The sequence below is a fragment of the Arthrobacter sp. JSM 101049 genome, assembly GCF_041679245.1.
In the GTDB taxonomy this organism is placed as follows: Bacteria; Actinomycetota; Actinomycetes; order Actinomycetales; family Micrococcaceae; genus Arthrobacter_H.
Genome location: NZ_JBGFFC010000011.1, coordinates 69030 through 83445, shown reverse-complemented (window position 1 = coordinate 83445; position 14416 = coordinate 69030). Strand labels below are relative to the sequence as shown.

Sequence of the window (14416 nt, the reverse complement as noted above, 5' to 3'; positions counted from 1 at the left end):
AACGGGCCAACGCGATCTGGGCATGGACACCGGCACCGACCTTGGACCGTTCCACGCCCTCGGCCTCGTGCCGGGCCCGCACCACCGCATCCAACGCCACCTCGGCCCGGGCCTGCAGCCCGGCCAACGCGTTCTTCCCCGCCTCCGCCAACGCCAGCACATCCACCAGCCCCGCCTCCCCCAGCGGGCCCACCGCCACATCCGGCAGCGTCGCCAGGAATGCGGTCAGCAACTCCCGCGGGTCCACCGGATCCGCACCGGCACCAGCACCCGCGGCATCCGGGCCCGGGGCGGCAGTTCCGGCCACGGCAGGCTCCGGAGCCTGCAGCGTGGGTCGGGGGCCCGACACGGGTTCTTCGTACATGTGTTCTAGTTTATCGGGGACACCCCCCGGAAAACCCCGGAAAACAGCCCTGTGAGGGGCCCGTGGCCAGATTCGAGCCGACAAGGAAGACGGCCCAAACGATTCGACAATTCTTCACGGGATTCCGAACGTGCCCGTCATCTGGCTAGCCCGAACGGCCCGCCCCTTTCAGTGCGGCCTCTTGTGTTCCCCCTGCGCGTGACCATAGCCCGTAGCCTCTACAGCGCAGGCACTGCAGAATGGATTCATGCCTCTCATGATGACCTCCGCAGAGGCGGCCGCCGCAGCCGGACTATCGCCCTCGACTTTCCGCTCCTATATGGCACGGCACTTGGCCCCGGCTCCGACGGCCCGACGCGGCAATATCAAGCTCTGGTCCGTCGACGACCTCCAGGTGTGGCGCCCCGACCTGATTGCGGCGCCCGCGCCCGCCTGACGTGTAGAGGTGTCAGCGCGCCTGCCCCGAGCCCGGCGGTGGGAAGAATCCACCCAGCGACCTTGCACAGATCGGCTTGTCCCCCGAACAGGCTCAAAGCCTCATTGACGGCGTGACGCCAGCAGGGCTGGATATCCAGACCTACAGTGAAGCCCAGTCCATCCTCGAAATCCGTCGCGACCTCCGCCGGCGGCTGCGAAACATCAGGCCCGCGAACGATGATCCAACCAGCGAGGTATCCATCGTCCGCGCAGCAGCCCAACGCATCGCAGATGATGCCCTCGCAGGATCAGGCCAACTGGGCCGGGTGCCGTACCAGGGTGTGCCCGCCCGTGGAGGTCAACCGCTGCCACCGCCCCTGCCCGAAGACCCTGCTGCGCGCGCCGGGGCGAAGGAAACCCAGTGAGGCGGCCGCGAACGCCGCCCCGAGCGGTAGCTCGACTCCGTCCGCCCCCGCCTGGACCGGGGCAGACCAGATGCGCCCGCGCACGGTGTCCAGGACGGGCCGGCCGGCCTGCGGCGGCAGCGCCTCGGTGACGGCGCGCATTCCGGTCTCGGCCTCGGCACGCAAGGCATCGTCGTCGTACTCGCCCAGGGGTTCCCAACCGGAGAGCGGGGGTGTGATCCCGGCCCAGGCCGCGCGGGCCTCCGCCGGTGGAAGCGGCAGCACGGTGTCCCCGTCGGCGGCGCGGGCCAGGCGGTCCGCCAGGGCACCGAGTTCGTAGACCGCCGCGAACCCGTCGGCGACCGGGGACGCCAACCGGGCCACGCGGAGTCCCAACACGGTGGGCACCGCGGTCCCGATCGCCTCCTGCGCCAGCACCGGGACGTAGACCGCCAGCGCCGCCCCGAGGACCTGGAGCCGGGCTTGGCCGTCCTGCACGGTGCGGGCCCGGGAAAGGTAGGTGCGCAGGTCGGACATCGTCTCGGCATCGGCCAGGTTCAGGGCTTCGGGGGTCATGCCCCCATGCTTTCATCCGGCCCGCCGGGGCGCCATTCCGCCTCTCGGCCGCTTGATCGGCACGGTCCGGCGCGGATAGTCTCTAGCGCAGGACAATCCCTACCGAGGAGTAATAGTGCCCGATCGTGAATCGCCCGTATCCCTGGTGGGGCTGCTCGACCTCGAAGGCGACGGCCTGACCCGCACGGACGAGGACATCTTCGTCGGCCGCACTCCTCCGCAGAGCCGCGACCGCGTGTTCGGTGGCCAGGTCCTGGGCCAATCGATCATCGCCGCCTCCCGCACCGTGGACGGGGAACGCCCCATCCACTCCATGCACGGCTACTTCCTGCGGCCCGGCGACGTGAAGCTGCCGATCACCTTCGGCGTCGAACGGCTGCGCGATGGGCGCTCGTTTTCGGCCCGCCGCGTCCACGCCTACCAAAAGGGCCAGCCAATCCTGTCGATGATCGCCTCGTTCCAGGAACCGGCCGACGGGCTGGAGCACCAGGTGGAGATGCCGGACGGCATCCCCGACCCCGAGTCGCTGCCCACCACTGCCGACGTCATCGGCAAGGTCAACCACCCCATCGCCCGCGAGTGGGCCTTCCAGCGGCCCTTCGACATCCGCTACGTCGCCAAGCCGATCTACTTCGAACCGCCCAGCGGCACGGAGCGCACGGCGACGAACGCCGTCTGGATGAAGACCTACGAGCAGTTGCCCGATGACCCGGCACTGCATCGCGCCGCCCTGGCGTTCGGCAGCGACTACACGCTGCTGGAATCGGTGCTCCGTCGCCACGGCCTGCCGTGGATCACCCCGGGCATGAGCGTGGCCAGCCTCGACCACGCCATGTGGTGGCACCGCGACGTCAAGGTCGACGACTGGCTGCTCTACGTCCAGGAGAGCCCCAGCTCCTCCGGGGCCCGCGGATTGGGCCAGGGGCGGTTCTTCACCCGCGACGGCCGGCTGGTCGCCACCGTGGCGCAAGAGGGCATGGTCCGCGTGCCCACCGATGCCCGGTCCAAGATCCTCAGCGGGGTCCAGTCGCGCCTCATGCGCGCCGCCATCAAACGCGACCAGCACCGCTGATCCCCGTACGACGGCGGTGCCCCACCCTCCGTGGGGATCCCGCCCTTGGCGTCCACCCGGGGCGATCTCCGCAGGATCAACGCAACAGCGCCCCGTGCGGACCTGGTGGGTCAGCAGGGGGCGCTGTCGTTGGTTTGGCTACCGTCAGCCGCGGGTGAGGCGGCGGTGGGTGACGCGGTGCGGCTTCGCAGCATCCGGGCCGAGCCGTTCGATCTTGTTCTCTTCGTACGCCTCGAAGTTGCCCTCAAACCAGTACCAGTTCGCCGGATCCTCCTCTGTGCCCTCGTAGGAGAGGATGTGGGTCGCCACGCGGTCCAGGAACCACCGGTCGTGGGAGACGACGACGGCGCAGCCGGGGAATTCCAGCAGTGCGTTCTCGAGGCTGGACAGGGTCTCGACGTCGAGGTCGTTGGTCGGCTCATCGAGCAGCAGCAGGTTGCCGCCCTGTTTCAGGGTCAGGGCCAGGTTCAGGCGGTTGCGCTCACCGCCGGAGAGCACGCCTGCCTTCTTCTGCTGGTCCGGGCCCTTGAACCCGAAGGCCGACACATAGGCGCGCGAGGGCATTTCGACGTTGCCGACCTGGATGTAGTCGTTGCCGTCGGAAACGACCTCCCACAGGTTCTTCTCCGGGTCGATGCCGCCGCGGTTCTGGTCGACGTAGGAGATCTTCACTGAGTCGCCGATCTTCAGCTGCCCGCCGTCGAGCTCCTCCATGCCCACGATCGTCTTGAACAGGGTCGACTTGCCGACGCCGTTGGGGCCGATCACGCCGACGATGCCGTTGCGCGGCAGCGTGAAGGACAGGTCCTCGATGAGCACGCGGTCGCCGAAGCCCTTCTTGATCTTGTCGGCCTCGATGACCAGCGAGCCCAGGCGCGGACCCGGCGGGATCTGGATTTCCTCGAAGTCGAGCTTGCGGGTGCGCTCGGCCTCCGCGGCCATCTCCTCGTAGCGGGCCAGACGGGCCTTGGACTTGGTCTGGCGGCCCTTGGCGTTGGAGCGGACCCATTCGAGTTCGTCGCTGAGGCGCTTGGAGAGCTTCTGGTCCTTCTTGCCCTGGACCTCCAGGCGGGCACGCTTCTTCTCCAGGTAGGTGGAGTAGTTGCCCTCGTAGGGGTGCAGCTGGCCGCGGTCGACCTCGGCGATCCACTGGGCCACGTGGTCCAGGAAGTACCTATCGTGCGTGACGGCCAGAACGGCGCCCGCGTAGGCCTGCAGGTGCTGCTCGAGCCAGAGGACCGACTCGGCGTCGAGGTGGTTGGTGGGCTCATCGAGGAGCAAGAGGTCGGGCTTTTGCAACAGCAGCTTGCACAACGCAACGCGGCGGCGCTCACCGCCGGAGAGCACCGAAACGTCGGCGTCGCCCGGAGGGCAGCGCAGGGCGTCCATGGCCTGCTCGAGCTGGGAGTCGATGTCCCACGCATCGGCGGCGTCAATGGTTTCCTGCAGTTTGCCCATTTCCTCGAGCAAGGCGTCGAAGTCCGCGTCGGGCTGGGACATCTCGTCGGAGATCTGGTTGAAGCGGGTGATCTTCTCGTAGATCTCGCCCACGCCCTCCTGGACGTTGCCCAGGACGGTCTTGTCCTCGTTCAGCGGCGGCTCCTGCAGCAGGATCCCCACCGAGTAGCCGGGGCTCAGCCTCGCCTCGCCGTTGGAGGGGGTGTCGATTCCGGCCATGATCTTGAGGATCGTCGACTTGCCGGCGCCGTTGGGGCCGACAACACCGATCTTCGCGCCGGGGTAGAACGACATGCTGACATCGTCGAGGATCACCTTGTCGCCAACGGCCTTGCGGGCCTTGGTCATGGTGTAAATGAATTCCGCCATGCCCACTAGGCTAGTCGTTCCGGCCGCCAAATCCCTATTTGGAATCCGGCCAGCACACCTCTACTTACCCGGCCAGATACTCGCTGCCGGAGCCCCGATTGCCGCCCGGGTGGGATGGACTGGTCCCGCCGGGTGCCCGGTCGGCATCGTCGCCGCCCTCGAATTCCTCGCCGTCGACCCCGTACGCGCCGGCCGGTGCCTCGGTCTCGGCACGGGTGAGCAGGTGGGGAAGACGGTGGAATTCCGCGGTCCCGAACTTCAGGTCGTGGCCGACAAACTGCGCTTCGATCTCGATGCCCATCCCCGTGCTGCCGTCCTCGCGGGTGTACTGGTCGACCTTGGCATAGCCGCCGACGAAGACGCGCTGTCCCTTGCGGATGGACGCGGCGGCGTTCAGGCCGAGCTGGTTGAAGACCTTGATCGTGTACCAGTTCGTGCTCTTGTTCTCCCACTCCCCCGTCTCGGCGTTCTTCCCCCGGTTGTCCGTCCCCAGCCGGAACTGGGTGACCTGGAAGTTGTTGGCGTGGGTCCGCGTGACCGGATCGGTGCCGACGTTGCCGACGACGGTGATGAAGTTGTTGGCGTCTCTCATGGTGTCCTCCAAGGCTGGTGTCCCTCGCGGAGCATCATCGTTCCGCACCACCAGCGTCCCGGCAGCGCATCCGCCGGCGACCTGTCCCGGGCCTCGCTGTGGACAGGACCATCCCGCGCGACCGGGACGGCCATCTGTGAGGGGCGCGAGCACCCGATGTGGACCTCGCGCCGCGCATCGCTAGAATGATTCGTGTTGCCCCACCGGGGCACCAGCCCCCGTAGCTCAGCTGGATAGAGCAACAGCCTTCTAATCTGTCGGTCGCGCGTTCGAATCGCGCCGGGGGCACCACTGCTGCCAGATGCCCTCCGTGATCGGGGGTGCCGCCCGTTAGGATCGGGTGATGACGCAGCCTCCCAAAGCCGACGCCATCACTGCGGCTACGGGCATCCCCTGGACCGACTGGTGCGCCCTGCTGGACGAGGGCGCCGGGCCCTCGCTGCCCCATGACCGGATCGCCACCAGGGCCTGCGACTACATCATCGCCCACGCCGCGGGGATGCCCGCCTCCACCAACCCCGAGTGGTGGGGCCAATCCGTTGCCGTCGCCTACGAACAGCAGATCGGCCGTCGTGTCCCGGGACAGAGCAGCAGTGGAGATTTCCACGTCGGCGCCAGCAAGACCTACCCCGGCGATCTCGACGCCACCTTGGAGGCCTGGCTGGACCTCGTCGGGGACCGCGACTCCTTCGACGGCGTCCCGGTCGAGGGCGAAGCGCGGGTCAGCAGTACGCAGAAGTGGCGGTATTGGCGCATCAACCTGGCCGACGGATCGCGGGTCAGCGTGGATATCGGACGGAAGGCCACCGAAAAGTCCACCATCGGCATAAACCACACTAGACTGGACTCGGCGGAGTCCATGGGGCACTGGCGCGGCGTGTGGAGGGGGATCCTGGCCGGCCTGTCCTGACTTCGCCCACTCGCACCACCCCTCACCCTCCAGGAGTAGCAACCCGGTGTCGACCACGCAGCCAGTCTTGGCTCGGGGCAGTCTGTCCGCATGGCGCAATGCCGTCTTCGTCGTCTTCAGCCTGTCCGGGCTGGGCTTTGCCACCTGGGTCTCGCGCATCCCCGCAGTCCGCGACGGGATGCAGCTGAGCACAGAGACCGTGGGGCTGCTGCTCTTCGGGCTCGCCATCGGTTCCATCACCGGCCTGGCGGCGGCGCCGAACTACCTCGCCCGGGCCGGTACCCGCGCAGGCTTGTTGTACTCGCTGCTCGCCATGGCCGCGGCCACGGTGCTCCTGGGCCTGGCGGCCGGGTCGGCGGAGTCCTTCCCCCTCTCGGCAGCGGCCCTGTTCCTGTTCGGTTTCTCCTACAGCATCACCGACATCGTGATGAACGTCGAAGGCGCGGAGGTCGAGCGGGCCACGGGGCGGACGCTGTTGCCCCTGATGCACGCGTTCTTCAGCCTGGGCACGATCCTGGGCGCCGTCCTCGGCGCCACGGCGGCACTGCATACGGTGCCGGTCGCCCTGCATTTCGGTATGGCCGGCATGGCGATCGCGGCCGCCGGCGCGTGGACGGTGCGCTTCATCCCCCGGCCGCCGACCCGCGGGCCGGAGCCCGGGCCGGCACCGGGTGCGCCAGCGGGAAGCGTGGCCGGGCACAACCGCTTCCGCGACCGCCTGCGGGCGACCCTGCTGCTGGCCACCGATCCGCAGCTGATGTTCCTGGGGCTGCTGGTGGTGGGCATGGCCTTCGTCGAGGGGTCGGCCAACGACTGGCTGCCGTTGGCGGCAGTCGACGGCCATGGGTTCGACAATGCCGGCGGCGCGCTGGTCTACGGGACGTTCGTCGCGGCGATGACCGTGGGCCGGGCGGCCGGCGGGCCGCTGATCGATGCGGTGGGCCGTCAGCGCACACTGCTGGTCATGGGGACCCTGGGGTTCGTCGGGATCCTCGTCTTCATCCTCACCGACCAGCAGTGGACGGCCTTCTGCGCCGCGGCGCTGTGGGGCCTGGGCGGTTCACTGGGCTTCCCGGTGGGCATCTCGGTGGCGGCCGACCACCCCACCGATGCCGCCCGCCGGGTCAGCATCGTCTCGATCTTCGGCTACACCGCGTTCCTCGTCGGACCGCCGATCCTCGGGTTCATCGGCGAGCACCTGGGCATCCTGGACGCGTTCTACGTGGTGGCGGCGATGCTGCTGGTCTCCCTGCTGGTGGTCCCCCGGGCCATGCGCGGCGCACCCCGCAGCCCGCGGTAGCGCCAGTGGCCTCCGATGGCGCTCAGGCACCGCCGGTGGCGAACCATTCGGTGAGCGGGACCTCGCCGTCGCGGAAGTCCAGCGTCTTGCCGATTGTCGCCGGTTGGGCCAGTGCCTCGGCGATGGCCAGCGCGACGTTGCCGCGCGAGGTCTGCGTGTCGCCGCTGACTGGGTGCGCCAGCGGGGTGATCTTGCCGGTGGCCGGTTCCAGAGTCAGTGCGCCGGGGCCGAGGATCGTCCATTCGAGGTCCGATTTGCGCAGGTGCTCGTCGGCGGCGATCTTGGCGGCCTGGTAGGGGTAGAACGGGTCATCCAGCCCCTTGAGGTAGCGCGTGTCCGCCGTGGCGAAGGAGACCATGACGAACCGGCGCACCCCCGCCGCGGAGGCGGCGTTCATGATCCGGATGGCGGCGTCGCGGTCGACCGCGTAGGTCCGGTCCGCATCCCCGCCGCCGGCCCCGGCGCTGAAGACGACGGCGTCGAATCCGGCCAATGCCGGCTCGAGCTCAGGACCGTGCGCCTGCTCGATGTCCAGCACCAACGGCGTGGCGCCGGCGGCCGTCACGTCCTCGGCGTGGGCGGGGTTGCGGATCACCCCGGTGACGGCGTGGCCCCGCCCGGTGAGCTCGCGGGCCAGCAGCAGGGCGACCTTGCCGTGGCCGCCGATGACCACGACGTTCCGGTGCTCTTCAGTGGGCTGGTCCGGGGTGTGGTGCGCGGGCTGGTCAGTTGGCTGTCCAGCGGGTTGGCCAGCTGGCTGGTCAGGTGACGGGTTCACGGCATGCTCCTCGGGCTGCGGCACGGACAGGTCAGTGGCCGAAGGCCATCGGGTCCGCCGGGGCCGGGCCGGTCCCGTCGAGGGCGTCGATGGCGGCCATCTGCCCGGCGTCGAGCTCGAAGGAGAAGACGTCGAGGTTGGAGGCCTGCCGCTCGGGGTCGGTGGACTTCGGAATGGGCGAGGCGCCGTGCTGCAGGTTCCAGCGCAGCACCACCTGGGCGGGGGTGACGCCATGGGCGGCGGCGGCCGTGGTGACCGGTTCGGCGTCCAGGACGGCGCCGCGGCCCAACGGGCTCCACGCCTGGGTGAAGATGCCGTGCTCCTGGTGGAAGGCGATGTCGTCGGCGCGCATCCACAGCGGGGAGTGCTGGATCTGGTTCACGTCCGGAACCACGCCGGTGGCGTCCATCAGCTCGGTGAGCTGGGAGCGGGTGAAGTTCGAGGTGCCGATCGCGCGCACCTTGCCCTTGGCGAGCAGCTTGGCCAGGCCCTTGTACGCGTCGACGTAGGTGCCCTGGGCGGGGTTGGGCCAGTGGATGAGCAGCAGGTCGATGTAGTCCAGGCCCAGGCGCTCGATGGAGTGCCGCCACGCGGTGCGCACGCCCTCGAAGGAGTGCCATTCGGCGTTGAGCTTGGTGGTGACGAAGAGCTCGGAGCGGGCCAGCGGCGAGCGGGCGATCGCCTGGCCGACCCCCTCTTCGTTGCGGTAGTTCTCCGCGGTGTCGATGAGCCGGTATCCGGCGTCGATCGCGTGCAGCACGGCGGCGCCGGCTTCGGTATCGTCCATGGGCCAGGTGCCCAGTCCGATCATCGGGATCTCGGCACCATTGGCGAGCTTTTTGACGGGAACTGCAACTGGGTTCGCTGACATTCCCTCATGCTAACGTGCCGCGCCCGATCCTGCCCGGAACCGCCGTCGTGCACTCTGGATAGGGTGGGTGCATGGACACCAGCACCTCCCCCGCACCTGCACCCCGGACCGCCGCTGCCGGCCCCCTGGACGCCGACGCCCTGCTCTTCGACCTGGACGGCACGCTGATCGATTCGACCCGCGCCACGGAGATCTGCTGGCAGGAGTGGTCGCGGCAGCTGGGCCTGGGCGACCACGGCGAGCACCCGCATGGCGTACCGGCGCGCGATGTCGTTGCCGCCCGGGTCGAACCGGCACGCCGGGGGCAGGCGCTGGCGCTGATCGAACGCCTGGAGGTCGCCCAGACGGAGGGCATCGTGATCAAGGAGGGGGTCGCCGCGCTGCTGGCGGGGCTGCCCGCGGACCGGTGGGCGATCGTGACCTCCTGCACTGCGGAACTGGCGGCGGTGCGCATGGAACTGGCCGGCATCCCGGTCCCGTCGGTCCTGGTCACCGCGGATTCGGTGTCCCGCGGCAAGCCCGATCCCCAGGGCTACCTGGCCGCGGCTGCCGGGCTGGGCGTCGACCCGGCGCGCACGATCGTGTTCGAGGACGCCCCCGCCGGCGTCGCGGCCGGCAATGCCGCCGGCGCGCGGACCGTCGGGATCACCGGAACGTACGACGCCGGTGCGCTGGCTGCCTCGCGGATCGTCGCCACCCTGGACGGAACCCGGGTGACGGCAGGCCCGGGCGGGGTGGGATTGCAGGTGTTTCTGCCCCGGGCGTGAGCAAGCACACACCGCGGTGGGAAATATGCAGATGCATCCGTCGGTTGCCCCTTCACGTCAAGCACTTGCCGCGGCCGGTGGTTCCCGGCGTCGTCGCCGGCACCGCCCGGCGCACCGTTTCGGAAGGACCCCCATGACCGCAACGCTTCCCGACCTCGACCAGGAACTGGCCATCGACGCCGCGACGGCCGATGCCCTCTTCTTCGAGGCCCGCACCGCGAACACGTTCTCGGACGAGCCCGTCTCCGAGGAGACCGCCCGCGCCATCTACGAGCTGGCCAAGATGGGCCCGACGATGATGAACAACCAGCCGATGCGCGTCACCTGGGTCCGCTCCGCCGCAGCCCGCGAGCAGTTGGCCCACCGCATGGCCGAGGGCAACCGTGCCAAGACGCTGGCCGCCCCGCTGGTCGCCGTGCTCAGCTTCGACGCCGACTGGCACGAGCAGTTCCCCGTCTTCCTCCCGCATGCGGCCGAGCGCCAGGAGATGTTCGACGGCGAGGAGAAGGCAGGGATGCGCGAGAGCGTGGGCAAGGACAACGCCCACCTGCAGGCCGGCTACTTCATCATGGCCGTGCGCGCCGTGGGCCTGCACGCCGGCCCGATGGGCGGCTTCGACGCCGCCGGAGTCGACGAGGACTTCCACGCCGGGACGAGCCGGAAGGCCTTCATGGTCGTGAACATCGGCAAGCCCGGCGAGAACCCGTGGTACCCGCGCCTGCCGCGCCTGGACTACGCGACAGCGACCACCACGCTGTAGGAACCGCCCCGAACCGGCCCCCGGCTCCCGGCGCTCAGTGCGCTGCGGGTCCGGGGGTTCGTTCTGCCCGGTAGGTCTCCATCTGGGCCAGCCGGCGGCGCAGGGACTCCTGGCGCTGGCGGTCCTTGCCGGCGGTCAGCTCGATGTGCGCGCGGCCGAAGCGCCACAGCAGCACGTCGTCGAGCAACCGGTCGGGCCCGGGCGAGTAGCGGTGGTCCAGCGCCTTGCGCACGTGGGTGATGGCGTCGGCATCGAGCAAGCCGGCCAGCTCCGTCGTCGTTCCCAGGTCATGGGCGGCGAGCAGTTCGGCGGCCCAGCCCCAGTCGTCGTCGGCCTTGCGGTCCACGTGCGGCAGCAGCGTCTGCCAGACCTCGCGGATGCGGGCCGGGCCGAGTTCGGCGGCGCCCTCGCCCTCGGCATCCCAGTAGCCGGTGACGGCCAGGTAGCGGTCGTGCAGCTCCTCGAAGGTCGATTCGACGGCCTCGAGCATCGCCGCGGTAGCCGTGAACTGGCGGTCCAGGTAGGGGCTCCAGGCGCGCGGGTCGACCTTCTTGAACCGGATGTCGTGCTCGATCTCGCTCCAGGCGTGGGCCAGGATGGTGCGGATCTGCGTCTCGAAGATGTAGTTGCCGGTGACCCTGACGTTCTCGCCGAGCGTCCCCTGGTAGCCGCGCACCACCTCGTTCTGCCGGGTGCGCAGGTTCAGGTGGCGGCTGGAGTAGCCATAGGTCCCGGATTCAACCGAGCCGATGTCCTTCTCCCGATCGGAGCGGACGTCGAATTCGTGGCGGCGGCGCTTGATGAGCCCGGCGGCATCGCGGATCTCGTGCGGCAGGGCGACGATGACGCGCACCCCCACCAAGTCGTGCAGCTCGCGCAGCGGGTTCGGGAACTCCAACTGCGGCTCCCCGCCCGGTTCGTCGGGTTCGAGCATGCGTGAGGCCTTGTCGCGGAACGAGTCGACCGCCTTGGTGCGCCCGGTGATGAACAGCGGCTGCAGCTCGGCGTCGGCGAAGATCCCGCGGATGCGTGCCGTGACATCTGCTGTCACGGCCTCCAACTGGGGGCGGACCCGTTCGTACTCGCGGGTCGATGCCTCCACCTCGGGCTTCAGCCGTTCGTCCAGCCGGTCGAAAACTGCTCCCACGTTGGCCTGCCCTCTCGTTCCGTTGTGTACCGCACCACACCTTACCAACCGCCACCCACCACCTGGGGGCACCGTCGGGCGAGCGGGGGGGCGGGCGGGGGCACCGGCGTCGTACGGAGGATCACCGCCGATCGGTGGCGGCGTCCCGGCGTGTCCGGACGGGGCGGGGGGTAAACTGGAGGACAGACGACGGCCATGTCGGCCGCATCTTCCGTTTACCTCCGGCACCCCAGGGCCCGTATCCCCCCGTGTGCCGGTTCCCACCGGCGGACCAGCGATCCGCACGACGCAGCAACCCCAGGAGAAGCACCCCTTCATGACCGCATCTGCCACGGAACGTTCGACCGACACGCTGTTCAACCGCCGCTACGAGGAGCACATCGCCCCCGTGAACCGGCTGCTCGACGAGACGGCCCTGCTCCGCCCCGGCAGCTCCGTCAGCTACGTCGACCCCCAGCACGACGTCGACCAGGTCAAGATCATCTCCCTCTTCTCCAACATCGGCATCGCCGACCCCAGCGGCTTCATCACCCCCGGCGACGCCGACGCCGCGACGCGGATGATCGGGCTGCAGTGGCAGCTCGGGCTGCGCCCCGAGTACGTCCTGCCGTGGAACGTCTCGCCCTGGCATGTCGACGGCGAGGCCAACGGCCGCTTTGAGCCGGCCCAGATCACCTCCGGGCTCAAGCCGCTGCTGCGCATGCTCAAGCTCGTCCCGCGCGCCTCGGTCCTGGTGGCCCACGGCACCGAGGCCCACCGGCTGGCCGACCAGCTGGCCAAGACGCAGAACCCGCTGCTGTGGCGCCGCGGCTTCAAGACCTACAAGGTCAAGTCCCTCGACGGGCGCGCCTTCGCCGGCTCGGCCGAACGCCAGCAGGGCCACCTGGATGCGATGCAGGCCGCCTACGCCGACGCCATGGCCCGCACCGGCATCGCCTCCATCCGCTAGGCACCGCACGCCGATTCCCCCGGTACGACGGCGGTGTCCCCACCGGGGGATGCCGCCTCCACCGCTAAACTCGTAGCCATGCCCGACGCCCCTCCCGCGCCCGAAAACGCCCTCGCCCCCGTCAGCCGCGCCCACAAGCTCCAGCTGGCCGCCGTGATGGTTGCCGCGACCGTGCTCTACGTGGCGCACTCGCTGCTGCGCTACCGCAACTTCGAGGCCAAGGGCTACGACCTGGGGATCTTCGACCAGGCGGTGCGCCAGTACGCGCTGTTCAAGGCACCGATCGTGCCGATCAAGGGCGTGGACTTCAACCTGCTCGGGGACCACTTCCACCCGATCATCGCGCTGCTCGCCCCGCTGTACTGGATCTGGCCGGATCCGCGCATGCTGAACTTCGGCATGATCGCCCTCCTGGTCGTCACCGCGATCCCCGTCTACCTGTTTTCCCGCAAATACCTGGGCCACCGCGGCGGATTGCTCACCGCGGCCGCCCTGCTGCTGTGGTGGCCGTTCCAGGCGATGGTCAACTGGGACTTCCACGAGGTCGCCTTCGCAGTGCCGCTGATGGCGTGGATCGTCTGGGCGTTCGACCGCTCGCGCTACTGGCTGGTCGTGGGCCTGTCCGCGGCGCTGCTGCTGGTGCGCGAGGACATGGGCGTGACGCTCATCGCCGTGGGCATCGTGCTGGCCTTCCACCGCCAATGGGTCAAGGCCGTGCTGCTGGCCGTCGCCGGGGTGGCCGGCTACCTGGTGGTGACCTCGATCGTCGTCCCCTACTTCGCCCCGCCGGATGCCATGTCCTACTGGCAGTACACCGCGCTGGGCCCCACCGCCGGTGCGGCGATCGTCTTCATCCTGTCCCACCCGCTGCAGTCCATCGCCCTGCTGTTCGACCACCAGCTGAAGGTGCTGCTGTGGCTGATGACCTTCGTGCCGCTGGCGCTGCTGCCGTTCCTCTCCCCCTACGTCATCCTCGTGGCACCGAGCCTGCTCAGCCGGCTGTTCAACGACCGGCTGAACACCTGGGCGCCGGTCTACCAGTACGACGCGATGCTGGCCCCGGTGCTCATCATGGCCTCGGTGCACGTGCTCTCCAAGATCATCGCCCGCACCGGGAAGGTGAAGCTGCGCGTCGGGGCGCCGGCCTACCTGCTGGTGCTGGCGTTCATCTGCACGCTGTTCATCCACGCCGTCTTCCCGCTGGGCCGGACGCTGACCGGGCAGAACTGGGTGATGCCCGAGACGGCAAAGGCCCAGGCCCGGGCCGTGGCGATGATCCCCAACGGGGTCTGCGTGGAGGCCGCCGACACCGCGGTCCCCCACCTGGTCCAGCGCACCTATGTGGGCCTGCACGGGGACATCGGCGACGACCTGGCCAGCTGGATGATCATCGACTTCAACGTCGACGAGCTGGGCGGCTGGGACCCGCTGAGCCCGCAGGAGGCCCTGGAACGCGGGAAGAAGCTCGGCTTCCAGGTCGTCTCGAAGGACGACCACGGGATCTGGGTGCTGCACCGCGACATTCCCGTCAGCCCGGTGTGCAGCAACTACCTGCCCTACGACTGAGAATCCGCCCCCGGTGACGGTTGGCGGCCGGCGGACGGCGGGTCCCATTCGTCCGGCCGTCAACTCCACAAAGCATTCCATGCATCGCCGACCGCATCGCCGATCGCATCGCCGGC

The 14416-nt window shown here is 69.3% G+C and carries 14 protein-coding genes, 1 tRNA gene and 1 pseudogene; 9 read left to right on the top strand and 7 right to left on the bottom strand.

All coding sequences use genetic code 11. The annotated features are described in order from the left end of the window. Positions 1-364 (bottom strand): annotated as a pseudogene (locus AB8M85_RS17325) (hypothetical protein); the annotation flags it as partial. 247 nt (positions 365-611) lie between these two features. Here AB8M85_RS17325 and AB8M85_RS17320 point away from each other — a divergent pair. Continuing rightward, positions 612-800 (top strand): hypothetical protein, encoded by a 189-nt coding sequence (locus AB8M85_RS17320; RefSeq protein ID WP_372700085.1) that lies wholly within the window; start codon positions 612-614, stop codon positions 798-800. 289 nt (positions 801-1089) lie between these two features. Here AB8M85_RS17320 and AB8M85_RS17315 read toward each other — a convergent pair whose 3' ends face one another. After that, entirely contained in the window at positions 1090-1761 is a 672-nt protein-coding gene (locus tag AB8M85_RS17315) for a hypothetical protein (RefSeq protein ID WP_372700084.1), read from the bottom strand. Positions 1762-1876: 115 nt separating this feature from the next. On the opposite strand from AB8M85_RS17315, the gene AB8M85_RS17310 reads away from it, so the two are divergent. Further along, positions 1877-2833, top strand: a complete 957-nt coding sequence (locus AB8M85_RS17310; RefSeq protein ID WP_372700082.1) for an acyl-CoA thioesterase — start codon at positions 1877-1879, stop codon at positions 2831-2833. 144 nt (positions 2834-2977) lie between these two features. On the opposite strand, the gene ettA is transcribed toward AB8M85_RS17310, so the two are convergent. Continuing rightward, the gene (ettA, locus tag AB8M85_RS17305) at positions 2978-4660 is read right to left on the bottom strand and encodes an energy-dependent translational throttle protein EttA (protein ID WP_372700081.1); all 1683 of its coding nucleotides are present in this window, start codon (positions 4658-4660) and stop codon (positions 2978-2980) included. 64 nt (positions 4661-4724) lie between these two features. Then, on the bottom strand, positions 4725-5252 hold the full coding sequence (locus tag AB8M85_RS17300) for a single-stranded DNA-binding protein (protein WP_372700080.1): 528 nt from the start codon (positions 5250-5252) through the stop codon (positions 4725-4727). Between the two features lie 214 nt (positions 5253-5466). Here AB8M85_RS17300 and AB8M85_RS17295 point away from each other — a divergent pair. The 3 genes from AB8M85_RS17295 (at position 5467) to AB8M85_RS17285 (ending at position 7462) form a co-directional block, all read left to right on the top strand. Beyond that, positions 5467-5543: transfer RNA gene (locus AB8M85_RS17295), tRNA-Arg, on the top strand. A gap of 52 nt (positions 5544-5595) precedes the next feature. After that, a complete protein-coding gene (locus tag AB8M85_RS17290) occupies positions 5596-6162 on the top strand; it encodes a hypothetical protein (RefSeq protein WP_372700079.1) in 567 nt (188 codons plus the stop codon). Between the two features lie 46 nt (positions 6163-6208). Beyond that, a complete protein-coding gene (locus AB8M85_RS17285) occupies positions 6209-7462 on the top strand; it encodes a sugar MFS transporter (RefSeq protein ID WP_372700078.1) in 1254 nt (417 codons plus the stop codon). Positions 7463-7484: 22 nt separating this feature from the next. Here the strand turns inward: AB8M85_RS17285 and AB8M85_RS17280 are convergent, their stop codons facing one another. Both AB8M85_RS17280 and AB8M85_RS17275 read right to left on the bottom strand, forming a co-directional pair. After that, complete coding sequence (locus AB8M85_RS17280) at positions 7485-8135, bottom strand: SDR family oxidoreductase (protein ID WP_372700090.1); 651 nt, start codon at positions 8133-8135, stop codon at positions 7485-7487. A 136-nt stretch (positions 8136-8271) separates the two neighbouring features. Beyond that, positions 8272-9111 carry an aldo/keto reductase gene (locus AB8M85_RS17275; RefSeq protein WP_372700077.1) on the bottom strand — a complete coding sequence of 280 codons (840 nt, stop codon included), beginning with the start codon at positions 9109-9111 and terminating at the stop codon, positions 8272-8274. A gap of 71 nt (positions 9112-9182) precedes the next feature. On the opposite strand from AB8M85_RS17275, the gene AB8M85_RS17270 reads away from it, so the two are divergent. Together AB8M85_RS17270 and AB8M85_RS17265 are read left to right on the top strand one after the other, a co-directional pair. Beyond that, positions 9183-9878: an HAD-IA family hydrolase gene (locus tag AB8M85_RS17270; protein ID WP_372700076.1), complete on the top strand. Its 696-nt coding sequence runs from the start codon at positions 9183-9185 to the stop codon at positions 9876-9878. 133 nt (positions 9879-10011) lie between these two features. Further along, positions 10012-10638, top strand: coding sequence for a malonic semialdehyde reductase (locus AB8M85_RS17265; protein WP_372700075.1), 627 nt, complete (start codon positions 10012-10014; stop codon positions 10636-10638). Between the two features lie 34 nt (positions 10639-10672). Here the strand turns inward: AB8M85_RS17265 and AB8M85_RS17260 are convergent, their stop codons facing one another. Beyond that, entirely contained in the window at positions 10673-11785 is a 1113-nt protein-coding gene (locus AB8M85_RS17260) for a GTP pyrophosphokinase family protein (protein WP_372700074.1), read from the bottom strand. Positions 11786-12101: 316 nt separating this feature from the next. Between AB8M85_RS17260 and AB8M85_RS17255 the strand changes: the two genes are divergently transcribed. Then, a complete protein-coding gene (locus AB8M85_RS17255) occupies positions 12102-12734 on the top strand; it encodes a uracil-DNA glycosylase (protein ID WP_372700073.1) in 633 nt (210 codons plus the stop codon). 78 nt (positions 12735-12812) lie between these two features. After that, the gene (locus AB8M85_RS17250) at positions 12813-14300 is read left to right on the top strand and encodes a DUF2079 domain-containing protein (RefSeq protein ID WP_372700072.1); all 1488 of its coding nucleotides are present in this window, start codon (positions 12813-12815) and stop codon (positions 14298-14300) included. The last annotated feature ends 116 nt before the right edge of the window (positions 14301-14416 follow it).